Annotated in this window: 22 protein-coding genes and 2 tRNA genes; 12 read left to right on the top strand and 12 right to left on the bottom strand. The window is 54.8% G+C overall.

The window, feature by feature from the left end; translation table 11 throughout:
* Nucleotide 1 precedes the first annotated feature (1 nt).
* From queG to ACEWZM_RS10315, 5 genes are all read right to left on the bottom strand, one after another.
* Complete coding sequence (gene queG, locus ACEWZM_RS10335; RefSeq protein WP_414006347.1) at nucleotides 2-1,054, bottom strand: tRNA epoxyqueuosine(34) reductase QueG; 1,053 nt, start codon at nucleotides 1,052-1,054, stop codon at nucleotides 2-4.
* Nucleotides 1,055-1,132: 78 nt separating this feature from the next.
* Nucleotides 1,133-1,798 carry an FtsZ-binding protein FzlA gene (gene fzlA, locus ACEWZM_RS10330; protein WP_414006346.1) on the bottom strand — a complete coding sequence of 222 codons (666 nt, stop codon included), beginning with the start codon at nucleotides 1,796-1,798 and terminating at the stop codon, nucleotides 1,133-1,135.
* A gap of 66 nt (nucleotides 1,799-1,864) precedes the next feature.
* On the bottom strand, nucleotides 1,865-2,626 hold the full coding sequence (gene mtgA / locus ACEWZM_RS10325; protein WP_414006345.1) for a monofunctional biosynthetic peptidoglycan transglycosylase: 762 nt from the start codon (nucleotides 2,624-2,626) through the stop codon (nucleotides 1,865-1,867).
* Between the two features lie 153 nt (nucleotides 2,627-2,779).
* Complete coding sequence (gltB, locus tag ACEWZM_RS10320) at nucleotides 2,780-7,312, bottom strand: glutamate synthase large subunit (protein ID WP_414006344.1); 4,533 nt, start codon at nucleotides 7,310-7,312, stop codon at nucleotides 2,780-2,782.
* A gap of 62 nt (nucleotides 7,313-7,374) precedes the next feature.
* The gene (locus ACEWZM_RS10315) at nucleotides 7,375-8,820 is read right to left on the bottom strand and encodes an NAD(P)-dependent oxidoreductase (RefSeq protein ID WP_414006343.1); all 1,446 of its coding nucleotides are present in this window, start codon (nucleotides 8,818-8,820) and stop codon (nucleotides 7,375-7,377) included.
* A gap of 240 nt (nucleotides 8,821-9,060) precedes the next feature.
* Between ACEWZM_RS10315 and ACEWZM_RS10310 the strand changes: the two genes are divergently transcribed.
* Nucleotides 9,061-9,867, top strand: coding sequence for an undecaprenyl-diphosphate phosphatase (locus tag ACEWZM_RS10310; protein ID WP_414006342.1), 807 nt, complete (start codon nucleotides 9,061-9,063; stop codon nucleotides 9,865-9,867).
* Nucleotides 9,868-9,949: 82 nt separating this feature from the next.
* Here ACEWZM_RS10310 and ACEWZM_RS10305 read toward each other — a convergent pair whose 3' ends face one another.
* Nucleotides 9,950-10,939 (bottom strand): complex I NDUFA9 subunit family protein, encoded by a 990-nt coding sequence (locus ACEWZM_RS10305; RefSeq protein ID WP_414006341.1) that lies wholly within the window; start codon nucleotides 10,937-10,939, stop codon nucleotides 9,950-9,952.
* A gap of 488 nt (nucleotides 10,940-11,427) precedes the next feature.
* On the opposite strand from ACEWZM_RS10305, the gene ACEWZM_RS10300 reads away from it, so the two are divergent.
* The 9 genes from ACEWZM_RS10300 (at nucleotide 11,428) to ACEWZM_RS10260 (ending at nucleotide 16,903) form a co-directional block, all read left to right on the top strand.
* Nucleotides 11,428-11,514 (top strand) — tRNA-Leu (locus ACEWZM_RS10300).
* 189 nt (nucleotides 11,515-11,703) lie between these two features.
* Nucleotides 11,704-11,790: transfer RNA gene (locus tag ACEWZM_RS10295), tRNA-Leu, on the top strand.
* Nucleotides 11,791-12,020: 230 nt separating this feature from the next.
* A complete protein-coding gene (locus tag ACEWZM_RS10290) occupies nucleotides 12,021-12,635 on the top strand; it encodes a ribonuclease D (RefSeq protein WP_414006340.1) in 615 nt (204 codons plus the stop codon).
* Nucleotides 12,632-13,603 carry a KpsF/GutQ family sugar-phosphate isomerase gene (locus ACEWZM_RS10285; protein ID WP_414006339.1) on the top strand — a complete coding sequence of 324 codons (972 nt, stop codon included), beginning with the start codon at nucleotides 12,632-12,634 and terminating at the stop codon, nucleotides 13,601-13,603. The genes ACEWZM_RS10290 and ACEWZM_RS10285 overlap by 4 nt, the downstream gene beginning before the upstream one ends.
* 17 nt (nucleotides 13,604-13,620) lie before the next feature.
* Nucleotides 13,621-14,220 (top strand): LPS export ABC transporter periplasmic protein LptC, encoded by a 600-nt coding sequence (gene lptC / locus ACEWZM_RS10280; RefSeq protein WP_414006338.1) that lies wholly within the window; start codon nucleotides 13,621-13,623, stop codon nucleotides 14,218-14,220.
* Nucleotides 14,221-14,244: 24 nt separating this feature from the next.
* The gene (locus ACEWZM_RS10275) at nucleotides 14,245-14,724 is read left to right on the top strand and encodes an LptA/OstA family protein (protein WP_414008005.1); all 480 of its coding nucleotides are present in this window, start codon (nucleotides 14,245-14,247) and stop codon (nucleotides 14,722-14,724) included.
* Nucleotides 14,724-15,482, top strand: a complete 759-nt coding sequence (gene lptB / locus ACEWZM_RS10270) for an LPS export ABC transporter ATP-binding protein (protein WP_414006337.1) — start codon at nucleotides 14,724-14,726, stop codon at nucleotides 15,480-15,482. Before ACEWZM_RS10275 ends, lptB begins: the two co-directional genes overlap by 1 nt.
* 350 nt (nucleotides 15,483-15,832) lie before the next feature.
* Nucleotides 15,833-16,396: a ribosome hibernation-promoting factor, HPF/YfiA family gene (gene hpf / locus ACEWZM_RS10265; RefSeq protein ID WP_414006336.1), complete on the top strand. Its 564-nt coding sequence runs from the start codon at nucleotides 15,833-15,835 to the stop codon at nucleotides 16,394-16,396.
* Nucleotides 16,397-16,438: 42 nt separating this feature from the next.
* The gene (locus tag ACEWZM_RS10260; RefSeq protein WP_414006335.1) at nucleotides 16,439-16,903 is read left to right on the top strand and encodes a PTS sugar transporter subunit IIA; all 465 of its coding nucleotides are present in this window, start codon (nucleotides 16,439-16,441) and stop codon (nucleotides 16,901-16,903) included.
* 21 nt (nucleotides 16,904-16,924) lie between these two features.
* Here the strand turns inward: ACEWZM_RS10260 and ACEWZM_RS10255 are convergent, their stop codons facing one another.
* The 6 genes from ACEWZM_RS10255 to ACEWZM_RS10230 form a co-directional block, all read right to left on the bottom strand.
* Complete coding sequence (locus ACEWZM_RS10255; RefSeq protein ID WP_414006334.1) at nucleotides 16,925-18,358, bottom strand: nodulation protein NodH; 1,434 nt, start codon at nucleotides 18,356-18,358, stop codon at nucleotides 16,925-16,927.
* A 6-nt stretch (nucleotides 18,359-18,364) separates the two neighbouring features.
* Complete coding sequence (locus ACEWZM_RS10250; protein ID WP_414006333.1) at nucleotides 18,365-20,065, bottom strand: DUF5927 domain-containing protein; 1,701 nt, start codon at nucleotides 20,063-20,065, stop codon at nucleotides 18,365-18,367.
* Nucleotides 20,062-21,048, bottom strand: coding sequence for a glycosyltransferase family 2 protein (locus ACEWZM_RS10245; protein WP_414006332.1), 987 nt, complete (start codon nucleotides 21,046-21,048; stop codon nucleotides 20,062-20,064). The genes ACEWZM_RS10250 and ACEWZM_RS10245 overlap by 4 nt, the downstream gene beginning before the upstream one ends.
* Before the next feature lie 186 nt (nucleotides 21,049-21,234).
* Nucleotides 21,235-22,032: a phosphotransferase family protein gene (locus tag ACEWZM_RS10240; RefSeq protein ID WP_414006331.1), complete on the bottom strand. Its 798-nt coding sequence runs from the start codon at nucleotides 22,030-22,032 to the stop codon at nucleotides 21,235-21,237.
* Nucleotides 22,033-22,153: 121 nt separating this feature from the next.
* Nucleotides 22,154-22,843: a flagellar hook capping FlgD N-terminal domain-containing protein gene (locus tag ACEWZM_RS10235; RefSeq protein WP_414006330.1), complete on the bottom strand. Its 690-nt coding sequence runs from the start codon at nucleotides 22,841-22,843 to the stop codon at nucleotides 22,154-22,156.
* Between the two features lie 4 nt (nucleotides 22,844-22,847).
* The gene (locus ACEWZM_RS10230; protein WP_414006329.1) at nucleotides 22,848-24,515 is read right to left on the bottom strand and encodes a flagellar hook-length control protein FliK; all 1,668 of its coding nucleotides are present in this window, start codon (nucleotides 24,513-24,515) and stop codon (nucleotides 22,848-22,850) included.
* Nucleotides 24,516-24,640: 125 nt separating this feature from the next.
* Between ACEWZM_RS10230 and ACEWZM_RS10225 the strand changes: the two genes are divergently transcribed.
* On the top strand, nucleotides 24,641-24,931 hold the full coding sequence (locus tag ACEWZM_RS10225) for a rod-binding protein (RefSeq protein WP_414006328.1): 291 nt from the start codon (nucleotides 24,641-24,643) through the stop codon (nucleotides 24,929-24,931).
* Nucleotides 24,924-25,283, top strand: coding sequence for a flagellar biosynthesis protein FlgN (locus ACEWZM_RS10220; protein ID WP_414006327.1), 360 nt, complete (start codon nucleotides 24,924-24,926; stop codon nucleotides 25,281-25,283). Before ACEWZM_RS10225 ends, ACEWZM_RS10220 begins: the two co-directional genes overlap by 8 nt.
* The last annotated feature ends 183 nt before the right edge of the window (nucleotides 25,284-25,466 follow it).

The raw sequence follows: 25,466 nt of genomic DNA, 5'->3' as shown, positions 1-25,466 counted from the left end.
GTCACTTAAGTCGCTGAACAGCCCAGCGGGCGGCATCAGCCACAGTCGGATCAGGATCGTCGGTCAACGTCGCTGCCGTGGCCCTTAGAACCGGCAGACCAGAGTTGCCCATCGCATAGAGCACATTACGCACGAACCGATCCCGCCCGATGCGTTTTATTGGCGACCCGGAAAACAATGCCCGAAACTCAGCATCGTCAAGAATTGCTAGCTCGGACAGTTTAGGCGCATTGAATTCCGGTCGTGCTTCGTAGCGGATATCACTCGCAGCAACGGCAAATTTGTTCCAGGGGCAGGCCGCCAGACAATCGTCGCATCCATAAATCCGGTTGCCCATTTTGCTGCGCAACTCCTCATCAATCGGACCTTTGTGTTCAATCGTGAGATACGAGATACAGCGCCGCGCATCCAGCTGATAGGGCGCTGGAAAAGCATCCGTCGGACAAGCGGTCATGCAAGACGTACAAGACCCGCAGTGATCACGTTCTGCACTATCAAACGGCAAGTCCAAAGTGGTGAAGACCGAGCCTATGAAGGCCCAATTACCCCAATTCCGACTCACCAGATTGGTATGTTTGCCCTGCCAACCTAGGCCGGCCGCCTGCCCCAACGGCTTCTCAGGTACCGGCGCGGTATCTACAAAAACCTTTACTTCGGCAGTTTCATCCACGCGCGCAGCCTCGGCGATTAGCCAGCGGGCCAGGCGCTTCAGGCGCTTCTTTACAAGGTCATGATAGTCCTTGTTACGGGCATAAACCGAGATCGCAGCACGATCTGCCAGCCCGACGACAGACATAGGATCAACCTCTGGTGTGTAGCTCTCGGCGAGCATGATCACCGACCGTGCTTCGGGCCAAAGCTGCGCAGGGTCGCTTCGCCAATGGCTGCGATCCTCCATCCACCCCATCTGACCATGATAGCCTGCGTCGAGAAACGCTTGCAGGCGCTCAGGAACCTCTGGCACATCCGATGGTCGGCAGATCCGGCAGGAGACAAACCCCTCGGTCAATGCTTGCGCGACCAACCTGTCTTTGATGCTGGAAACCTCGGTCATCTGGCGAGACATATCCTTGGGAGTAACTTGAACCTAGAGGGCGCAATAGAGGGCAGACAGCCCTCTTTCCCATTTCTATCAGAAATCCAGATCAGCGTAATGGGCCGGTGGGCTGAAACCCGGAATCTGATCGGCCAGGATCGAGCGGAAAGCCGGGCGCGACTTGATCTTGGCATACCAGTCTTTGACCACAGCAGACCGATTCCAATCCACATCCGAGATGTAATCGAGGGATGACAGATGCGCCGCGGCGGCAAAATCTGCCAGTGTCATCTGATCTCCCGCAAGCCACCGACGATGGTCCAGCAACCAGGCCAGGTAATCAAGGTGATATTTGATCGCCCGAGCGCCAGCCTTGACGTTTCCGCTGTCGGGATACCCTTGTCCGGTCACCTTTTTGTTCACCCGCTCATAGAGCAGTTTGGAGGTGACCTCATTGTGGAATTTGTCATCGAACCAGCTGACAAGGCGACGCACTTCATAGCGTCCTTCTGGATCGCTCGGCATCAGAGAGGGATCTGGGCGGGTTTCTTCCAAATATTCGCAGATCGCCGCGCTTTCGGCCATCAATTTGCCATCCAGTCGGATCACAGGGACCTTGGCCGCAGGATTGCGTCTCAGAAAATCTGCTTCCTGCTCCCAATATCGTTCCTCAACCAACTCAACCTCGATCCGCTTTTCGGCCAAGGAGAGGCGCACTTTGCGACAAAAGGGGGAAAGGGGCACATGATAGAGGCGGGCCATGGAACTGCGGGTCTCCTGTAGCAGATGGCTGGGGTCAGACAGCAATGCCCCGAAGCGACGGAAGTTTCAATCCTCGAAACAGGCCGCACGACCATCTGCGCGAATGGTGGCCGCACCATCCAAGATCTGCGCGGCGCGCTTACGCATAAATGCGGTCGGTTTTGCGGCAGAACGATCCTTGGGGTTAGGCAAAACCGTGGCCAAAAGGGCCGCTTGTTTACGACTCAGTTCATCCGGACCAACGCCAAAGTAATGTCGCGCTGCCGCTTCGGCACCAAAGACACCTTCGCCCATTTCAGCGACGTTCAGATAAACTTCAAGTATCCGCCGTTTGCTCCAGACAGCCTCAACCATAGGGGTCATCAGTGTCTCCAGCGCCTTGCGGAACCAGCTACGGCCCTGCCACAGAAAAACATTCTTCACTACCTGCTGCGAAATGGTTGAACCGCCACGCTGGCCGCCGTCTGCGATAGCGGCCCGTATGGCCTGAGCATCCAGTCCCCAATGTTGACAGAACCGTGCATCTTCGGCCGCTACAACCGAACGTCCTAGCGCCGGTACGATATGTTCGATGGGGACCCATTCACGATCAATATCACCGAGGCGGCGGTATTCAGACCAGATGGTGTGAGTGATCGGCGGATTGATCACAGAAAACAACAGGATCGGCAGCATGGTCACCACGAAAAAAATCAAAGCCGCACGCCCCAGCCAGCGGCGCAACAGACGCCGCAGTGACAGTTTTGCACGGGATTTTCCCTTGCTCTTCGCCTTCTTGCGTTTGGTTGAGGCCTTTGATGCCCCGTTTGATTTCTCTGCCTTCGCCATAAGCTCTCTATACGGCAGAGAGTTGGCTTGCTCCAACCCGGAAATCTCTTCGCGTGCAAGAGATTGCCAAGGCGCTGTGTTCAAATGTGAAAAGGCCCCGACCGCGGGTGCGGACGGGGCCTATCAAGGCACATGCAGAGGAGGTGGCGGGGCCTATTCCGCCGGAACCGCTGTTGCCTCAAGTGTCAGAGGTTGGGGCAATTTGTTCAGCATCTCGGTTGGGCAAATCTGTAGGAAGTTGCCTTTTTCACTGTCCCAATGCTGCAGGATCTCTATCGCTTTGCGACTGCCGGTTTCGTCAACATGACGTTCGATCAAGCCCTTCAGCTGATCTTCCCAATGGGCGACAGTCACCGGACAGGTCACCAAAGATTCCATGTTCATCATAGTCCTGGCCTTACCGTCAGGATCATAGATATAGGCCATTCCTCCTGTCATCCCGGCGCCAAAATTAGCCCCGATCGCGCCCAGAATCACCGCGACACCACCGGTCATATATTCGCAGCCATTGCTCCCGCAGCCTTCGACAACCACGCTTGCGCCAGAATTGCGCACCGCAAAGCGCTCGCCGGCACGGCCCGCAGCAAAAAGATGCCCGGCAGTCGCCCCATAGAGAACGGTGTTGCCAACAATGGTATTGACGCTGGCCACCAGCGGTGAAGCCATCGGAGGACGGACAACGATGGTACCGCCAGACAAACCCTTGCCGACGTAGTCATTGGCATCACCGGAGACTTCCAGCTTAAGACCCGGCGCTGCAAATGCTCCGAGCGACTGACCCGCAGAACCCTGGAGTTTCACCGTCAGGTGATCGGACTGTAGAGTGTTGCGCATACCGAAGTTGCGGACAATATGGCTGGAGGTGCGCGTGCCCACAGTACGATGGGTGTTCTGCACAGCATAGGATAGCTGCATTTTCTCGCCATCTTGCAGGAAGCGCGCAGCGTCACGCACTATTTCCTTGTCCAGCGTATCCGGCACCGCGTTGCGATCCTTGTCGCGATTGTAGACGATATTGGCAGAGCCATCGACGGTAATCAGCAGCGGGTTCAGGTCCAGATCGTCCAGATGGGCCGAGCCACGCGAAACCTGGGCCAACAGGTCCGCTCGCCCGATCACCTCATCCAAAGAGCGTGCGCCGATGGAAGCCAGGATTTCCCGGACTTCCTGCGCATAGAAGGTGATCAGGTTTACAACTTTGTCAGCATTGCCGGTGAATTTGCCGCGCAACGCCTCGTCCTGAGTGCAGACACCAACCGGGCATGTGTTGGACTGGCATTGGCGAACCATGATGCAACCCATAGCAATAAGGGCGGCGGTACCGATGCCGTATTCTTCGGCCCCCAGCATCGCGGCCATGACAATGTCACGCCCGGTGCGCAAACCGCCATCAGTCCGTAGGGTCACACGTTCCCGCAGATTATTCATCGCCAGAACCTGATGCGCCTCAGTCAGGCCCATCTCCCATGGCAGGCCCGCATATTTGATTGAGGTCGCAGGCGACGCCCCGGTACCACCATTGTGGCCGGAAATCAGAATGATGTCGGCCTTCGCCTTGGCAACGCCGGCAGCAATAGTGCCCACACCGGAAGAGGCCACCAGCTTCACTGTTACCTTACAACGTGGATTGATCTGTTTCAGGTCATAGATCAACTGTGCCAGATCTTCGATCGAGTAAATATCATGGTGCGGCGGCGGCGAAATCAGGGTCACACCCTTGGTCGAGTGGCGCAAACGGGCAATCAGATCAGTTACCTTCATACCCGGCAGCTGGCCGCCTTCGCCAGGTTTCGCACCCTGAGCGACCTTAATCTCAAGCTCTTCGCACTGGTTCAGATATTCGGCTGTCACGCCAAAACGACCTGACGCCACCTGCTTGATCTTGGCAGAAGGATTGTCGCCGTTGGGTTCCGGTACAAAGTGCGCCGGATCTTCGCCGCCTTCACCAGAATCTGATTTAGCGCCGATGCGGTTCATCGCAACATTCAGCGTTTTATGAGCCTCAGGCGATAGCGCACCAAGTGACATGCCAGGGGTCACAAACCGCTTACGGATTGAGGTGATCGATTCCACTTCCTCAATCGGCACCGACTTACCCAAGGGCTTGATCTGCAGCAGATCACGCAAATGGATGGGCGGGTTCGACTGCATCTTGGCTGAGTATTGCTTCCACATCTCAAACGAGGCGCGGTTACAGGCCATCTGCATCATATGCATGGAGGTGGCTTCCCAGGCGTGGGTCTCACCGGTTTTACGGGCCTTGTAGAACCCGCCGATGGGCAACACGTCCTGACCGCTCTGCCAGGCTTTGGAATGAATTTCTTCCAGCTTGGTCTGGATGCCGGTCACGCCGATACCAGAAATACGCGATGTCATACCCGGGAAGTATTCGGCGCACATGGCGCGGGACAATCCGACAGCCTCAAAGTTGAGACCACCACGGTAGGAAGAGATGACGGAGATACCCATCTTGGCCATGATTTTCAGCAAGCCTTGATCGATGGCGTCGCGGTAACGGGCAACATTCTCAGTAAGGCTGCCATCCAGCAGGCCCCGGTTGATCCTGTCGGCCAGTGAATCCTCAGCCAGATATGCGTTGACCACAGTCGCGCCACAGCCGATCAGCACGGCGAAATAATGCGGATCGATACACTCAGCCGAGCGCACATTGAGCGAGCAGAACGTCCGCAGACCTTTGCGTGTCAGATGTGAATGCACGGCGGAGGTTGCCAGGATCATCGGCATCGCCACCCGGCCTTCACCCGAATGCTGGTCCGTCAGCACGAGATGGCCGGCACCAGAGCTAACAGCTTCTTCCGCCTCAGCGCGGATGCGTGCCAATGCAGCGGTCAGCGATCCCTGTCCTGGAACGAAGCTACAATCGATTTCAGCCAACGGCGCATTCAGGTTTTCAACCAGCTCATCCCATTGTGCATTGCCAACAAAGGGGCTTTCCAGAACGATGATCTCTGTCTGAGAACTGTCTTCGTCCAGCACGTTCTTGAGGTTACCGAACCGGGTTTTCAACGACATCACGCGGTATTCACGCAAAGAATCGATTGGCGGGTTGGTTACCTGAGAAAAGTTCTGGCGGAAGAAATGGCTTAGTGGACGGTACATTTTCGACAACACCGCTGAAGGTGTGTCATCCCCCATGGAAGCAAGGGTTTCCTTGCCGTCTTCGGCCATTGGCGCAAGGATCTGCTCAAGTTCCTCAATGGTGTATCCAGCCGCAATCTGGCGGCGACGCAACTCATCGCCGCTGAACAACGGCTGTTCAGTTACTGTTGCGAGGGTACTGTCCAGATCATTGATCTTCTTCACCCAATCACCAAACGGCAGTGCCGCTGCAAGCTTGTTCTTGATTGCTGTGTCGTGGAACAGTTTGCCCTTTTTCATGTCGACCGCGAGCATTTGGCCGGGACCAAGCGCGCCTTTTTCAACAACACTTGCCTCGTCAATCGGGACCATGCCTGCCTCGGACCCTGCAATCACAAGGCCGTCACCAGTTACCACGTAGCGCATCGGGCGCAGGCCGTTGCGGTCCAGACCTGCACAGACCCACCGACCATCGGTCATTGCCAATGCGGCAGGGCCATCCCAGGGCTCCATGACGGAATTGCAATATGAATACATGTCGCGCCAGGCCTGTGGCAGCTCAACCGCCTGTTTGGACCAGCTTTCAGGCACCATCATGGTTTTTGCCATTGGCGCAGAACGACCGGCACGTACCAGCACCTCAAACACCGAATCCAATGCGGCAGAGTCGGATGACCCGCTTGCGACGATGGGTTTGATATCTTCGGCGTAATCACCAAAGGTCGAAGACGCCATTCGAATCTCATGGCTCTTCATCCAGTTCATGTTACCCCTCAGGGTATTGATCTCGCCGTTATGAGCCAACATGCGGAATGGTTGGGCCAGCCACCACTGCGGGAAGGTATTGGTTGAGTACCGCTGATGATAGATCGCAAAAGCGCTCTCGAAGCGCTCATCCATTAGATCGGGGTAGAAGACTGCGACCTGCTCCGCCAGCATCATGCCTTTGTAGATGATCGACCGGCAGGACAACGAAGCAATATAGAGCTGGCCAACCTGTGCTGCGGCAGCGGCTTTCTCGATCCGGCGACGGATCACATATAGCTCTCGTTCGAATGTTTCCTCGTCCACGCCTTTGGAGTTGGAAATCAGAATCTGTTCAATTTCAGGGCGGGTGGCATTGGCTTTTTCACCAAGGCACGTCACATCCACCGGCACATGACGCCAACCGTAGATGTAGTACCCCATGCGCAGAACTTCGCTTTCCACGATGGTCCTGCAGCGTTCCTGAGCCCCGAAGTCGGTACGCGGCAGGAACACCTGACCCACTGCCATCAACTGATCTTCACGCGGCTCATGACCGGTGCGACGCACCTGATCATAGAAAAACGGGGCAGGGATCTGCACGTGGATGCCCGCGCCATCGCCGGTCATGCCATCCGCATCGACAGCGCCACGGTGCCAGATCGCCTTTAGGGCATCGATGCCTGCCGCTACAACCTTGCGGCTGCGCTTGCCATTGACCGAAACAACAAGGCCAACACCACAGGAGGAATGCTCTTCTTCCTCGGTGTAGAGACCGTTTTGGGCCATCCACTGGCGCTTTGCCTCTTCGGCCCGCACCCATTCTGCATCATATTTTGTCATGTTTTAACTCCCGTTCCGGTGGGCGGCCCTCAGGGCGGCACCTGCCGGGTAGAATATTTGTCTTATTCGGCGGCCATGCTGCTGGCGGCAGTATTGAAACGATCAAGGATCGCCTCAGCGCAATCGCGCCCGTCCTTGATTGCCCAGACCACAAGCGACGCCCCGCGTACGATGTCACCGACGGCATATACGCCGTCCACTTCAGTCGCGCCGGTCAGGAATGTCGCCTTAACTGTACCCCAGCGTGTGACCGGCAGTTCCGGTTGGTCCCAAAGCGTCGGCAGATCCTCAGGCTCAAACCCCAGTGCTTTGATCACCAGATCTGCAGGCTCGACATAATCTGCACCTTCGATAACTTCGGGAGCCTGGCGACCTGAAGCATCCGGCTGGCCGAGGCGCATTTTCTGCACCATCACACCTGCAACCTTACCCGCGTCATCGGTAAAGCCCTTGGGCGCTGACAACCATTCAAACACAACGCCTTCTTCCTCGGCGTTCTGGGTTTCGCGCTGTGAGCCGGGCATATTTGCACGGTCTCGGCGATAGAGACATTTGACCGATGTCGCACCCTGCCGAATAGAAGTACGCACGCAGTCCATCGCAGTATCACCACCGCCAATAACCACAACGCGCTTTCCCTTTGCGTTCAGAGTACCGTTATCGAACTCTTCAATGGCATCTCCAAAATTCGACGCTTTGTTAGAAACGGTCAGAAAATCGATGGCCTTGACGATACCGTCGGTCCCGGAACCCGGCATTTCGAGATCGCGAGACTTATACACACCGGTGGCGATAATCACGGCATCATGCTTGGCGCGGATGTCGGCGAAGCTGATGTCCTGACCGATGTTGCAGTTCATCACAAACTCAACCCCGCCATCGGCCAACAATTGGTTACGACGCATCACGACGTCTTTTTCCAGTTTAAAACCGGGGATACCATAGGTGAGCAAACCGCCCGCACGATCATAACGATCATAGATCGTGACCTTCACACCCGCGCGGCGCAACATATCTGCTGCAGCCAGACCACCGGGACCAGCCCCAATAATGCCGACAGATTCGCCACGCTCTTGAGCAGGTTTGATGGGTTGAACCCAACCTTTGTCCCAGGCGGTATCAGTGATGTATTTCTCGACTGCACCGATGGTGACCGTTCCATGGCCTGACTGTTCGATCACACAATTGCCTTCACACAGGCGATCCTGCGGGCAAATACGACCACAGATCTCAGGGAAAGTATTGGTAGCCTGACTGGTTTCATAGGCCTCCTGCAGTCGACCGGTGGCCGTCAGCTGCAGCCAATCCGGGATATTATTGTGCAAGGGACAATGGGATTGGCAATACGGCACGCCACATTGACTGCAGCGACTGGCTTGCTCCTCGGCCTTGGCGGCTGCGAATTCCGCGTAGATTTCATCGAAATCTTCCCTGCGATCATCTGCCGCGCGTTTGCTGGGCATGTCGCGATCAATCTGCACGAACTTAAGCATCGGTTGCTTGGCCACGGGACGGACTCCATATTGGGCTGGCTACGAGAAATGATAAATCGGAGCGTAGCGAACTAAATGTCAATAGTACTTACCTAAAATGGCAGTAGTTATGTTCTGATACTCTTTACAGCAGGAATGTACAGACATTTTAGGTCCGATTCGGACTAATTTACAAATCGACCTGACTAAATCAGCGGATTTACACGCAAGCCGTTCTTTGCCATCCCTGCTGGACCCCTTTACTGGACGGACCCTATGCCGCTTTTTCAGCTGATCCTCATCGCCCTGATTCAGGGCATCACGGAATTCCTGCCAGTGTCCTCCTCTGGTCACCTCATCCTCCTGCCAAGCCTGACCAGACTTGAAGATCAGGGACAGGTGATCGACGTCGCGGTTCATGTCGGAACCCTCGCAGCGGTGGTGCTGTTTTTCTGGCGGGACGTACGCGAGGGGCTGTCAGGCCTGCCTGGCGCCCTGACAGGACGTCTAAATACGCAGGGCTCACGGCTGGCTATGGGGCTGATCATCTCCACAATACCGACCGTCCTGTTTGGTGCTTTTCTTCATTTCAGCGGGTTGAGTGACGCGCTGCGCTCAATGACGGTCATTGGCTGGACGATGCTCGGCTTTGGCGTGGTGCTGTATGTGGCGGACCGGTTTGGACCTACACACAAATGCAACACTGACTGGGGGCCGCGTGACGCGCTGATCATGGGGTTGTGGCAAATGCTGGCTCTGATCCCAGGCACCTCCAGGTCGGGGATCACGATAACTGGTGCACGCCAGCTAGGATATGCCCGGATTGATGCAGCACGCCTCTCGATGCTGATGTCGATCCCGACCATCTTGGCCTCAGGTGTCTTGCTTGGCACTGAGGTGGCAGTAGACGCCAATCCGGCAGTAATCCGCGATGCGGCCATTGCAGCAGCTCTGTCGATGCTGGCAGCCCTGCTGGCATTGTCGTTAATGATGCGACTACTGCGTTCTGTCAGCTTTACCCCCTATGTCATCTACCGCGTCATCCTTGGGACGATTCTGCTGACAATTGCCTATCAAGCGTGAGCATCCGTCCAGAGATGGCACCCAGAAATGCAAAAAGCGCAGGCAAAACCTGCGCTTTCTAAACCGGTAGATCCGTACTGTATCAGAGATCGTTGCGCAAATTACGCGCTGAATCCATTAGCTCGGTATATTGACCAGCAGGACGGAATTTCCACAGATAGTCTGGCAGAACCGACGCCAGCGAAACAGGACTAATTCCCAGCGCCTTGAATCCTTGCGCATCATCAGCAACCACATTGTCAGCCTGAAGATTTTTCAACTGATCGCGGGTTAGCATCTTGTTCTCAATCAACTGAAAACTGACGGCTTGCATCATGTCAAAGCCAAACGCGACCAATTTCGCAATCGGACCGGGCAACGACAACACCAGGCGGCGGCGATCAATCACCTCCAGCATCTGGTGCATCAAAGCGCCAAAGCTCTTGGCTTCGGGGCCGCCCAACTCATAGACGCCAGGCTTTGCCCGACCCAAAAGCGCGGCAACAGCCGCCTTGGCAACATCATCGACATAAACAGGCTGGAATTTGGTGTCGGCATGGGCGATCGGCAGAACCGGCGACAGACGCGTCATCGCAGCAAAGCGATTGAAGAACTGGTCCTCCGCTCCAAAGATGACCGACGGACGCAGAATCACCGCATCGGGCATATGCTCCAGCACAGACGCCTCACCTTCGGCTTTGGACCGGGCGTATGCACTATCGCTGTCTTTGTCTGCGCCTATCGCGGAGACATGCACCATTGAGCCAACACCCTGACCGGCCGCGATTCGCGCGATCCTTGCTGACCCTTCGGCCTGGATTGCATCAAATGTGTTCTTACCCAGCTCGTTCAGGATACCAACGCAGTTCACAACCGCATCAGCGCCCTGCATCACACCAGCCACCGAGGCATCATTGCGAATATTGCAAAGAACAGGCTCAACCTGACCGGGGACGCCGTAGGGTTTTACATACATGGCTTCGTTCGGACGGCGCACGGCTACTCGAACACGCCAACCTTCTTTGGCCATGCGGCGCGCGATGTAACGGCCGACAAAACCGGATCCACCATAGATCGTGACCAGTTTGGACATCTTTTGGCTCCTACATTAGCTGTTGATCCGATTTACCGCCCCCGGCCCTTTCGAACAAGGCGCAAATCGACCCAAGTCAATTCAATAGTCCCGCTTTGTTGGCCCTTAGACTGATTAATCTCCGGCTCAATTCTAAAATCAGGACCAGCCACACGATGCAAAGTTCATAGCTGTGGCTAATACGGCAGAGTGTAGACACCCCGGAAGACGTCACAACATAACTAGAGACCAAATACAAAGTAGTGTCCGGTGATCCTATGGAGTAGAGCGTGAAGGCAAAGCGCGCGCGGACGGTATGTTCAAACCATATGGCCCATGGCATGGAACATCTGAAGCCTGGATAGCGAGCATGGTTTCAATGTCAGCGAGCACCGCAGATATGCACAGCCAGAACATCAATCTGCCGTCCTGAGAACACGCAATCACCGCCTTCAATTTTCCGTTTGACGCCTCCGCCGGTTCTGCTTATACGCCCCCTCACGACACCTGCCCAGGTGGCGGAATTGGTAGACGCGCTAGCTTCAGGTGCTAGTGTCCGTATGGACGTGGAGGTTCGAGTCCTCTCCTGGGCACCATATCCCCGAAAAATTTGATCTTAAGATAGCTGCAAAGTCGGCTGTCATATCTGAGCTTATTGGTAGTGGAACGTGATTTCCCCGCCCTGTAAAACCACAAGCTCGCTGTAGAATTCTCGCGCTTCAAACCGGTGAATTTTCCGTTTGACGCCTCTAACACTTCTGCTTATACGCCCCTTCACGACACTTGCCCAGGTGGCGGAATTGGTAGACGCGCTAGCTTCAGGTGCTAGTGTCCGTATGGACGTGGAGGTTCGAGTCCTCTCCTGGGCACCATATCCCCGACAGCGACATAATACGCAGTGCTTGGATATTTTGCGATCGCTGCCGGTCGCGGATGCAGTTCGATCAACAAACCACCTAGCTATTTGCAAAATCCTTCGACTTAGCGATTGCTTCGCGAGATATGAACACCGGATGTTTCCTGTGCGAGAGTTGAGTTTACCAACCGAAACCCCTATTTCGGAGCCAAACCTATTGCGTTCGCAAGACAAAGGATCGTGTTCTTGGCCAATAACCTCTATCAAAACGACCTGCCTGATGGGCTAGACTTGGGTCCGGTGGTCGCGATCGACTGTGAAACAATGGGGCTCAATCCACATCGCGACCGGCTTTGCGTAATTCAAATGTCGGGCGGTGATGGCAATGCACATATCGTGCAGGTTTCCAAAGGTCAGACCGAGGCACCAAATCTTTGCAAGATGCTGGAAGATCCCAACGTCTTGAAGCTATTTCACTTTGGTCGCTTCGACATTGCTGCCATGTACAATGCGTTTGGCGCATTGGCTGCCCCCGTCTATTGCACGAAGATCGCCAGCCGTCTGGTGCGCACCTATACGGATCGCCATGGATTGAGGAACCTGACACAAGATCTGATCGGCATCGATATCTCAAAACAGCAACAGATGAGCGACTGGGGTACACCACAGCTGACGACCGCACAGTTGGACTATGCCGCATCTGATGTACTTTATCTGCACCGCCTGCGAGCCGCACTGGACAAACGACTGGACCGTGAAGACCGTAGCGAGATGGCGCAATCCTGTTTCGATTTTCTGCCAATGCGTGCCAAACTTGACCTCGCAGGCTGGCCCGAAACCGATATTTTTGCACACTCATGAACGGCTCAGACACATTCCTCACCACCGCACGACAGGTCATCAAGGACGAAGCCCGCGCGCTCGACGCCCTGGCCGATGGTCTGGACGCACGCTTCGCTGAGGCGGTCGATCTTGTATTGCAAGCCGAAGGGCGCATTATTGTCAGCGGCATCGGTAAATCCGGCCACATTGGGCACAAAATTGCTGCAACCCTCGCATCAACGGGCACACCAGCGTACTTCGTGCATCCTGCTGAGGCCAGCCACGGCGACCTAGGGATGCTATCCAAAGGTGATGTGGTGCTGGCGATCTCCAATTCGGGCGAGGCGCCTGAGCTGGCCAATCTGCTATCCTTTACACGTCGCTTTGGCATTCCCCTTATTGGGCTTTCGAGCAGAATGGACAGCACAATGATGAAAGAGGCCGATGTGCACCTGCAGATTCCCGCAATGGGTGAGGCCTGCGGCTTTGGAATGGTGCCATCGATCTCTACAACTTTGACCCTTGCGATGGGCGATGCCCTGGCTATTGCATTGATGAAACATCGCGATTTCCGACCAGAGAATTTCCGCGCCTTCCATCCAGGTGGCAAATTGGGAGCCCGCCTGTCCAAGGTGGATGATCTGATGCACGATGGACAAGCGTTGCCTCTCGTTGCTGCCGAAACCCCGATGTCCGATGCGCTGATTGAAATCTCGCAAAAGGGATTTGGCGTCGCCGGTGTCACAGGAGCAGAGGGCACACTGCAGGGCATAATTACCGATGGCGACCTGCGTCGCCACATGGATGGGCTTCTCGAGAAAACAGCTGCCGATGTTATGACCCAAGCGCCGACTACGATCGCCCCCGGATCACTGGCTGAAGAAGCCGTTGCCATCATGAACGATCGCAAAATCACATGCCTATTCGTAGTTGATCCGGAGGCTGACACCGCTCAGGCCGTCGGCCTGCTGCATATCCACGACTGTCTGCGTGTCGGCTTGGGTTGAGGGAAAACGGTAAGCCAATGGATGGTTATTCACGCCTTGTAGCCTACTTAAAGGTCCTGTTACCGCTGATGGCCCTGGCTCTGATGTCTACCATGTTCCTTATTTCACGTGGCGTGAACACCGATGCTGTTATCCCGTTCGCGCAGCAAGATCTGGAGGACCGCACGCGTGGTCAACAGATCACCGCCCCGTTCTTTTCTGGCACCACTGCTCAGGGCGATGAAATAATGGTGACCGCTGCGATCGCCCGGCCCGGCGGCTCAGGCAAGCCTGCGACCGCGGTCAATCTTGAGGCAGAGATAAGGATGATCGATGGCGGTCGTATTATGCTTAATTCTGAGACTGGTTCCTTACGTCCAGATAAGGATATGGCAAGTTTTCGCGGCGATGTTGAAATCCTGACCAATGATGGTTTGCGCATCACCACACAAGAATTGAACACGACGCTAAGTGCTGTTCAGGCAGATAGTCCCGGCCCTATTCAAGCTGCCGGTGCCATTGGTGACCTTACGGCAGGAGCCATGCAGATCGACACAAAAACCGAAGGCGGGCCGGTACATATGGTTTTCAACAACGGGGTTAAGCTGCTATATGACCCGCAACAATCGGAAAGATAAACAGTGTTGTATCTGCGAGTATTGATGTTCTGCCTGCCCGCCGTCCTGTTTTCTACAGGGCTCTCTGCGCAGTCCACATCCATCGCATTTGGGGCGGTGAAGGCTGATCCGTCGCAGCCGGTTGAAGTCACAGCCGAAGCGCTGGACGTGAATCAGGCCGATGGATCTGCGCGGTTTATCGGCGACGTTGTGATTATTCAGGGCGTAATGCGACTATCGGCAAATGACGTGCTGGTGATCTACAAGCAGAACGCAGACGGCAAAACCGGCGTCGAGCGGTTGGAAGCAAGCGGCGATGTGATCCTTGTGAATGGCCCCGATGCCGCCGAAGCTGACAAGGCCGAATACACCATCGATGCCGGCACAGTGATCATGACAGGCAATGTTCTCCTCAGCCAATCCACAGGTACGTTAACTTCGAACCGACTTGTTGTGGATCTGACCACGGGTACCGCAAGCCTGTCCGGTCGCGTGAAAACCATCCTGAACGCTGGCAACGACTGATGACGCAGCCAGAATTGACAGTCACAGAGGGCAGCTCGGGCCTGCGTATTGAAAAGCTGCGCAAATCCTACAGCAAGAAGGTGGTGATCCGCGACGTTTCGATGTCGCTGGACCGAGGTGAGGTTGTCGCACTGCTCGGCCCTAACGGATCAGGTAAAACCACCAGCTTCTATGCGATCGCTGGTCTCGTGTTTCCTGAGGCAGGCACGGTTACGATCGATGGACAGAACGCCACCACCCTTCCGATGTATCGCCGGGCGCGCATGGGCATTGGTTACCTGCCGCAAGAAATGTCGATTTTTCGGGGTCTATCGGTGGAAGACAATATTTCCTCCGTACTCGACATTACTGTCAAGCATTCACACAAACGACGCGAACGTTTGGAAGAGCTGCTGTCTGACTTCTCGATCGAACACTTGCGCCGTGCGCCTGCGCTGGCGCTATCTGGCGGGGAACGCCGCCGGGTTGAAATTGCACGTTGCTTGGCTGCAGATCCAAAGTACCTACTTCTGGATGAACCCTTTGCGGGGGTAGACCCGATTTCTGTGGGTGACATCCGCCATCTGGTTGGGGATCTAAAAAAACGTGGAATTGGGGTACTGATCACTGACCACAATGTCCGCGAAACGCTGGAAATTGTAGATCGCGCCTACATCCTTCATGACGGCAAAGTGCTCATGTCTGGCACACCTGCAGAAGTCGTGGACAATGAAAACGTACGCCGCGTCTATCTGGGCGATAATTTCAGGATTTCCTGACCTACCGCCGTACGGCTCTTGTCGGTCACTTCATGGATATGCTTTCATCTACAACCGATCTACTTCGGATAGCGCTAACGCTTAACCATTTGAGAACAGGTGGAAACTTGCCACCTCCTCATATTTGGGTAACCGTTTGACGCCGATTTGCATTGACTCTCCCGCCCCGTTGGCATCGAATTGATCCATGGCAAAACTGCACTCCGATGCTGTCCTCGCTCCAGCCTTGTTACCAAGGTCCAGACGAATGCAATCGACTGTTTTGCCTAAATCCCACTTTCAAAACTGAATGAGAGCAGCCGGGCTTGGCCTTGGCTTGGTTTTGAAGGTCTATTTGTGAAGGAGATCACATGCGTTACCAAATCAGCGGAAAACAGATCGATATTGGCGAAGCGTTGCAAACACACGTGCAATCGGAGCTTGGAGCGGCCGTAGCAAAATATGCGGAACGCCCGACAGATGCCAATGTTGTCTTTTCGCGGTCTGCGCATGAATATGTTTGTGAAACAACCGTGCACCTATCCACCGGTCTGTCCGCGCAAGCAAAAGCGCATGCCACTGAAATCTATGCAGCATTCGAAGCCTGTTGCGAAAAAATGGAAAAACAGCTTCGCCGCTACAAACGACGGCTGAAGGACCACCACCGCGACCGGAGCGAGCCGGTTGAACTCTTGGGCGCAAGCTCTTATATCCTCGCCTCTGAAGACGCCGGCACCGAGTCAGAACCAGAATCATTGCAGCCAATCATCGTCGCCGAGATGGAAACGCAAATTCCATCCCTTTCGGTTGGTGAAGCTGTGATGCAAATGGAACTGGCAGGAGCCCCGGTTCTGGTGTTTCGCAAAGAAGGTAAAGACGGCCTGAACGTCGTCTATCGCCGGGAAGACGGGAATATCGGGTGGATCGACCCATAACCCTTACGGCGTTGTACGTGAGTTGAGCGGAGCAGTTGAAGTATGCAGATCTCTAACATCCTGAAGCCGGAGGGCGTCCGTGTCTTTGGCGCTGCATCGAGCAAAAAGCGTCTGTTTCAAGAAATTGCAGACGTTGCTCAGCTTGCCTATGGGCTCTCCGCGCAGCCTACGGTGGAGGCTTTGCTTGATCGCGAAAGCCTCGGCCCAACTGGTGTAGGGCACGGCGTTGCCCTGCCCCATGCCCGACTTGATGGCCTGGACAAGGTTGTCGGCGTATTTCTGGTTCTGGATACTCCGCTGGAATTTGGCGCGGTAGATCGTCAGCCCATCGACATCTCCTTTGCGCTCTTCGCACCAGAAGATGCCGGCGTTGAACATCTCAAGGCGCTGGCGCTCGTATCGCGCACATTGCGAGAACAGAGCTTTTGCACCAAACTCCGGGCGAACCCGGATCCGGCAACGCTTTATACAATTCTGACCGAAGATCAGTCGGTCCAAGCGGCTTGAATTAGGGCAGGCATCCGCCGTCTAGCCCGCCCAAGCCTCGAAGCCAAACAGCAGATAGTCGCGCTGATACACAGAAGCGATCTGCGTCTCCAGATCCTCATCATAGATATCACTAAGGCTGAATGGTTGATCGGCCTCGGCCTCTTCAGCAATTGTCGTAGTATCGGCCTGCCCCAGCCATCGCGCCAGATCCGGCAGCGCCGTGGTCAAATCGTCTTCGCGCAGCACCACATCTGGCGATTGGACTACAGAGAACCCCGCTAGAGTCTGCGCCTGCGTCGCCCAAGCCACATCCGTGCGAAACCCTGTCTGGCCAGACAAATTCGCTCCAATCACCTCAACAAATCGCGCGAAAGCCGCACGATGTTGGTCCCGCGTATAGTTTCCAACTGTAGGATCTTTAGGAATCGGCACTTTGTATTGGTTGCGCAGCAGATTGCGGATTTGACGCAGAGATCCGGGGCCAACGTCGAGCACCCGTGCGCTGAACACATGGTGTAACCGGGCCGCAGGGTGACGCAGCACGGTCAGGCTGCGAAAGCCAGGGTGACCCCTCTTCCACTGACGCAACTGTTTCTGATTCATACCCGTAGTCAGCCCATCACGCCCCTCGGGCTCCTGTTGGGCCATCCAGTTCTTCAAAACCGCAGTTGGTCCACCACTGATTGGCAGGTACAATAGTGGTAGCTGCTGCCCAGCGACGTAGTCCGGCACCCCGGGTCCTCGTCGAGGTTCAAAATTCGGGGTGCGTGAAAGATTAAAGCGGTCCAAGCGCGCAATAGCGCGGTCCAGTTCAGATGGGTTCTCGACCTTCACCTCAAGTGAGGACGGATTTTGCGGCTTGAGACTATCATCCAACTGTTCCAGCCGGGCGTCCACGCCCAACCATTTGGCGAGACCGTTGATTACATCAAGATCCTGAAGGTCCTCATACCCTATATAAAACGCCGTCTGTCCAGATTTCTGAAGCCGGTTCAGAAGTGTGATCTGAAACTTCTGAAGCTGATCTACATGATGAAAAAACTCATCTGCATTGACCGTCGCCAGCCCATCCTTGCGACGTTTCACGTTTGTCAATTTCCACTGCCCTGTGCTCTGGGCGATCTTGTGCGAAACATAGCTATCAGCCGGATTTCGGGTCAGAATGATCTTGGCACAACGCAGATCGTCGAGCAGACTATCTAAAACCCGCGCGTCGTGGTTGTGAAAATAACGGAACCCGTGCAACCCATCAGGCTCACTCCGAAATTGCGCCAAAAATCCTAGTGCATCTTGATCGCGCTGCTGCTGGGTCCAACGCAATGTCTGCTCTCGATCAGGATAGCTGATAAAATGCGGATTGAATGCCTCGCCGTGGCACGTGACACCATCCAGCGCGTTCAGATTGGCCTCCAGAAAATTGGACCCGGTCCGCATCTCTGCAAATACAACAAAATAATCAAAAGCTTGAGACATAGTTTACTACTGCACCAAATAGGGTTTTCGCGGTGTATTCGGCATATTCAATGGTCCCCGTTCGGCTGGAAAATCGCCCATCAAATAGGGGTGCATCCCCTGATTTTTGAGATTCTGCAAAAACTGGCCAAATCCCGCCAGATCCACCATCGTCGGGGCCGTATTCAAATGGCGCTGCGTCTGAGCCACGAACTCATCCAGAATGGTCTGGATCGGCTCCATTGGGGATTCCACGAATTCGGCCATCGACCAAATCCGCACCCGTGCCTTGACATATTTGGACCGGAGAATCTCGATATGTTTTGCCTCGATCTGCTGCAGCCTTGCTGCCTCGCGCCTTAGATCTGCAAAGTTCTTGTTCGAGCGAAACAGCGGTACTGCCCAGGCACCGGATATCACAGAGACCTGCGCATTTGGATCGCTTGCAACTTGCCAATTGATAGCCTGATTGTCTTGCGGCCCGAACTGGAAGCACTGCCGTTCACCACGAGTGCTCCATATCAGATTGGTTAGAAACCCCTTAGGGTGATAGTCCCGCAGCTTCGCACTATCGCTGAGGGCACCATTGATAAGGGTTTGCCGACCAGAAAACTCCACAGAATCTGGCGCAAACAGATGCCCATGCACCTTCGCTCCCGTGACCTGTGTTAGCCACTCTTCAAAATTCTCAAACAACTCAGAAAAGCCCTGAAACATTGAATAGGGATTGCAGGTGATGCCGTTCTCCAAGCCATTGTCAGGCAAGCGGCTCTGCATATAAAGACCTGATCGGCCCCTGGTACGACGCTCTACCGCCTTGGCAAAAATGCGATCAATCTTGCCCGGGTTCGGTTCAGTGGACTTCATAGTGTCCAGACAGTCGCCCAAGAAAGTGGAATAAAGCCGGTCGGCATGCGGCCATATCTTACGTGCGACGAAACAATCAGAGCGCCGCAACAGCTGTAGATGGTCGTCGTAGAAATTATGTGGTTTACCCTGAAAATCAAACTTCGACAGCGTCAGAGACCGGCTTTCAATATTGCTGGAGTAGAGTCGAACGAGAGTTTGATAGTAACTTTCGTCGGGGATCCAAACCTTGCGAAAATATCGATCATAGCGCGGCCGTTCAGGGTCTTCCAAAATGGCTGAGAGCGTCTGCCGCGTCAGGCACCACCACTGGCTGCCCATATGCGGCACCAGCCCTTCGGGAATCTTACGTTTGATACCCAGCTTACGCTGCAGTGATACATATCGGTCAAACAGATGGCGCTGCTTCTTCCAGGAGAAAGGGAAGCGCAATGTGAAGCGCTCGACATCAAGCCCCCCCACAATCCACGGTACATCAGCGGTGGTCGCGCTCTCAATAAAATCTGTTCGCGGCCGCGCAGCAAGGTAATCAACCAGATCGGAGACCGGGCGCAACGGCAGGCAGGAACCGGAAGCCAGAAACACGTGCCGCACTGATTGATATTTTGCCAACAGCAGCTCTGACGCGGATTGAGAAGCAGCTACGATGCCCCATGTGCCCCATTCACACCGATGCCGACGAGAAAATCGGACCATGGGTTCATCTGCAAACGCTGCTTTGAAGCTCGAATATGTCGCCTGCGGCACCGTCTTGTCGACATGCAGAACAACCGGGCAACCACCCGCTACCCAGTGACGGGCCACCTGTTCTGCACGATCCAACGCGGTGTGAACCAACATGACGACGCCCACACCGCTCATGCCCAATTCCCCTTTGACATCAGGCCGAGAATCTCCAGTTGGCGCCAGTTGATGTATTTTTCGCTCCACTTACACCAGAGTTCGGGCTGATCGTCTGTGTCCTTGGCATAGGCCTTGTACTCAGCAGAGCCAGCGTAGTGCTGCCCCCGCAACATTTCTTCCTCAGCCTTGGCGACGAAGGTGTGCAGGAACTTCGTATGTAGCAACGCACCGCTGGCTTTTTCTCCACCATCGGTTTCATAGACTTGGTTGAGCCCACGCGGCAGCAATGCGTGGGTTGAGCTAACATAGGCATAGCGTCGATCCCATTTTATCAGCGGGATCTTGTTCAGGGCTGGCGCCTTCTTCGGCTGATCAGCAAAAAAGACCCGCGCACGTGGGCCACCTTGAATCCACAGGTTTCCATATGTCGGATTGCGCTTGATGGAGTAATTTCCGCTGTCAAACCAGTTGGTGATTTCCAACGGATCCTGCCCGGCGCGATAGGGCACCGCATCCAGCCGGCCTTTGGGGTAGACGTCAATTAACATCGCCGAAAAGCTTCGGATCGCCGAACTATCCAGCCAATCCGTCAATGCGCGCAACGGGCGGCTGTCGCAGAAAGGATAGATAAAAAGCTCATCAGGATCGACGACCAACACCCAGTGACCATGGGCATAGCGTCGTTTCAGATAATTCATCCAATCGATACCGAAACCGGCATGCTTGTAGCTTGCAACCGTATGCCAGACCGACACATCTTGCATATCGCGCAGATACTCACCCGCGCCATCGGCCGAGCCATTATCGACGATCAGGAAATGATTGACGCCTAGTTTGCGATAGTAGTCGAGGAAATACGGCAGACGCAGTTGTTCATTGCGCAGAGTTGTCACCAGGAGGATATCCTCAGGTCGTATACGATCCGTATTATCCTGAACCGATGCCAACTCACGGGATTTACGCATGGCACGCAGGATGCGACGTTTCCGTCGCAGGCGCATGCGATAAGACTCCCAAAGGCTCAAGACTGCTTCCATCCCCGGTTGCAATGGTGCCACATCGGACTGTCGTTAGCGATCAACTGTCTCGGCGAAAGCGCCATTAAGCACAATATGCCATGTAACCTACTTGGAAACAATGAATTTGGAATTGATATAGCTGTTTCCGATCGACCGTTTTTCTATCGCTCAGGCGACTTCCATACACTGATCAAGGGCTGCACGCTCCAACTGATAGGCAAGACTGTCTTGCCGACCGTCACGTTCATCCCGCCATCGACAATAGCTAGCCATACGCCAATGATACCAAGGTTTTAGCAATTGGTATCGCGCGACGACCTCGGGATCCGGATAGGTGGCCAAAAATTCACTCTCTTCCAACGCTGTCAAAGCCTCGCCGCGATAGATCTGTTGCATGGCGGGAGACAGGAACAAGGCAATATCCTCTGCTGGATCCCCGATTTGGGGGCACTGCCAGTCGATCAGAGTCAAATGCCCGTGCGACACAACGATATTGCCCGGCACCGGGTCACCATGGATCAATCTTGTGGAAGCCAATAGCGCTACATGCCCAGTTGGCTCAGCCTTCCTCAGATCAAGGGAAACCTTGCACAAGTCCAATATCTGCCGGGTTTGCAAAGCGAGCTCATCACTGCCGTTCACCCCAGTTGGCAAACCAGAAACCGGTGGCTGTTCGTGCAACCGGCCCAGTATTGTCGCGACCTGCCCAGCGCCCGACGCCCATGTCACCCCGGGAGTGTGTCGATAAGCCAACCAATCGTGATCTTCGAACCGTCCCAATGACAAAGGTGATGGCACAAAACCCGTGGTCGATAGTGACGTAAGTATTGCATGTTCGCGCAAAGGATCATTTGCAAACAGCGGGTTTTCTCTGCGAGCGCAATACAGCTTCACAACCACGTCTCCCAATCGCCAAACCCGATTGGAGCGCCCCCCTACAAGAGGCCGCGGCGCACAATCCCCCAAGCCAAGGCCAGACAGATGTACGAGAAAACGAGTTTCGAAATTAGGCTTATAATTTTGCAGGTCAGGCTCCGTTAGGTTGGCCCGCGCATATGCGCGAGCCGGGTCACCGGTGCCTTGCCCCTCAGACAGGCGTAGCTACAGGTTCACGCAGCGCTGTCACCGATGATGCTAAGATCGCCGAGCCACCTTCAAGGATCAAGGCCACTTCGTTACCGCGCATCTGTGTTTCTTGTACACGGGTGTAGGTTTCTGCAGTGTCGGCGAGAACAACTTCACCGTTTTTCTGGCTCTCCAGTGTAAAACTGTAGCTGCCGGGATCGAATGCATACCCATCGTCGTCAATGCCTTGCCATTGGTAAGGCTCAGCAGAAACTGGCAAATTGATACGCTGCACTTCTTTGCCGGTATCATCTTTGACAACCAAATGCACTGTATCCGCAATTTGAGCCGGGTTTGGCGAAACCGTAACGGGCTTCACCCCGTCAAAATATGCGGGCGCTGCAGATCGTGTTTCCATTCCAACCCAGCCTGACATGGCCGCCATATTGGCTAACCCCAGCTGTGCCTGAATGCCCTCCAGAACTTCATTGCCCTGTACTTGCTGCTCGACCATAGAGAATTGCGCTAGCTGTGCCGAATATTCTGTCGAATCAATAGGCTCCAGAGGATCTTGATAGCGCGCCTGCGCGGTCAGCATCTTCAGAAACGTATCGAAATCAGCAGCGATTCCGGTGGTTTTCTTGGGTTCCGGAGAGGCTGCCGCCGCGGTTTGTTGTTGCGATGCCGAAGCACCCGATACACTCGTCGTCATAATATCAAATCCTCATATCCAGCCCAACCTCACCGAGGTTGAGAGATTGTGCTATTGGCTCTGCGGGCATGTCATCTACATCTCCGTCGAGCCTCGCAGATTGGCCGGAGTGATTTCCGGAGGTGTCGTTTCCACCACCGCGATTTGATGCCTCATCACCAGAAAACTGGAACGAGATATCCTCAAACCCCATGCGGCGGAATTCATCAGCAAGCTCGTTGATATGGCGCTTCATCAGATCGCCTGTTTCAGCGCGCTCTGTTTGAATCATGACGCTCACACCCGTATCTGTGACAGAAACACGCATATTCACGTGACCCAGCTCCTTAGGATTAAGAGCGACATCTACGTTTCGCTCACCCTTGGTCGCCAGTGCTTCTGCCATCTGATTCGCAATCAAACGTGGCGTTTCGGGTTTGTGAACAGTCCCAGGGCTCACAGTCGCTTCAGTCAACAACTGGGACAGGCCCGCCATCTCGGTACCAGTACGTCCACCTGTTGCAACCGCGCTACCAGAATCCCCTAACGCCGTCGGATCACCAGATAGCAGTGATGTCGAGTTAGGCATTGCAGCCGTCAACGACCCTGCGCCAAGCCCAAAACTCGCAGCAGAATACGTGCCCTGCGGCAATGTCGTCTTCGTCGGCGGGCTCACGCTCTTCTCATCCGCAGCTGCACGCCGTGCCTCAAATTTATCCCGAATCGGCGATGATACCGCCTCCACCGGGATTGCATTGGCACTGCGAACTGCGCTTTCTGCTTGCTGCGATTGAACTGGGCCCGGTGTCGCTACCGTTTCCCTTGACGCATTAGATTGCGACAATGCTGCCAGCTCAGCATTGGTAAGTTTCGCACCCTCAGTCGCAGCGTGAGCTACATTGGCCTGCACAATCCGTGTGGATTGTGAGGTTACACCGCTCGCCAGCTCGGAAACAGCTGTTGCCTTACCGCGATTCGCAGCGTCACCGGCCACCTTTTTGTCAGTAGTTTCGCCTCGCATCACGTTTGATACGGCAGCCTCACTATCAACAACCGCGCTTTGCGACACGTTAGTTGTGTCAGCCGACGCAGTACTCGACTTGGAGCCATCTGACGACGCTATCGCGCTGCTTCCGTCAGCAGGCAAAACCATCTTAGAACCAGCCCCAACGATCTGAACCTTAGCCGTAGCATCCCGGTTCCCATCTACCGAAGGGCTAGGTGACGAACCTTCACCCTCCAAAGCAGGGTCTATGGTCACCTTGGCCATTTCACCAGATATTTTGGTCGACCCGTCGGCCTCGATCGCATGTTCGCCTGCGGCTTCGGTATCGCGAAGAGCTTCGTCAGCAGCCTCTTGTTCAGCAGCTGACTGCGCATGCGTCGCCGCAGTCTCAGGATCCGCGGCCAAAGGTTCCGCGGCCACTTGGTCCTCTCCTGGCTGCGCTTCAGCGTTATCATCTTGTGCTTTTTGATTTGCCTTTTCCGACGTGGCCGTGGTTGAGGTCTGCCCTTCTGCAGTTTCCTCTACCTGGGTCGCGTCAGTTTCTGCTCCATCTGCTGATTTCGCAGTCTCTTCCATAACCGCGTCAAAGCTTGCGCCTTTACGCGATTTTGCTGATTCGCCTTGCTGGATCTGCTCCGATCCCTGCGCTCCACCAGAGGTGGGGCCTGTAAGTGCGTTGATAAACATTGGCTTCCAGACATTCTATCTCGATGCCTGCACCATAACGCCAATCGGTTACGGCAATTTTAACCGATCATCCGTCAAAATAGAAAAAATCGAAGCAATTTCGACGTCTCAGAATGAGGTATATAATGGAACAGATTGCTCACATACCGGCTATACAGCGCCCTGCTGGCGTTAAGCCGCCGCCACAGGACCCAATGCGCAAAGCTGCGGAAGACCTTGAGGCGACCTTCCTTGCAGAAATGTTGAAATCCGCCGGTTTGGGCGAAAGCCGCGAATCTATGGGTGGCGGCGCAGGGGAAGACCAATTCTCAAGCTTCCTTGTTCGCGCGCAGGCTGAACAAATTGCCAAAGCTGGCGGCATCGGCTTGGCAGAATCGCTTTATCACGCATTGAAAGAGACACAGAAAAATGACTGATCAAACACCGCAACAACTGATTGACGAACTGGATTCTTTGCTTGATGTCGAGCGTGCAGCATTGGTCAGTGGCGATCTTCAAAAGCTGGAACCGCTGCTCGCGCAAAAAGAAATGATCATCACCAAGCTTAATATGACAGCTGATCTGGAACGCGAGACCCTGGAACATGTACAGGGTAAAGTCTCGCGCAACCAGATCCTGCTCGACAGCGCAATGGAAGGCATTCGGGCCGTCGCAGCACGCATGGCCGAACTGCGTCGCGTCCGCAAAGGGCTAGATGTCTATGATCAGGCAGGCCGCAAGACGCGCTTTGCGACAAGTGGCACCCCTAGCCTCGAGAAACGAGCATAATCTACCAAATTTAGGGAAAATTCTAGCAATGGAATTTCCGGCATTAGCACTCCCTTAGCACATAGTGGGCCAATGTCACTTTGCACCTTCCAAAGAGGGTGGCGCGGAAGCCAGACGGCGGAACGCATAGTCAGAAAGACGTCAGAGAGCGCCCTTCGGGGCAGGGAAACCAGAGGTGAAAAC

The sequence above is a fragment of the Phaeobacter cretensis genome (genome assembly GCF_047372505.1).
GTDB lineage: Bacteria > Pseudomonadota > Alphaproteobacteria > Rhodobacterales > Rhodobacteraceae > Phaeobacter > Phaeobacter cretensis.
Note: the sequence above shows the minus strand (reverse complement) of the source record. Positions and strands in the feature narration are given on the sequence as shown.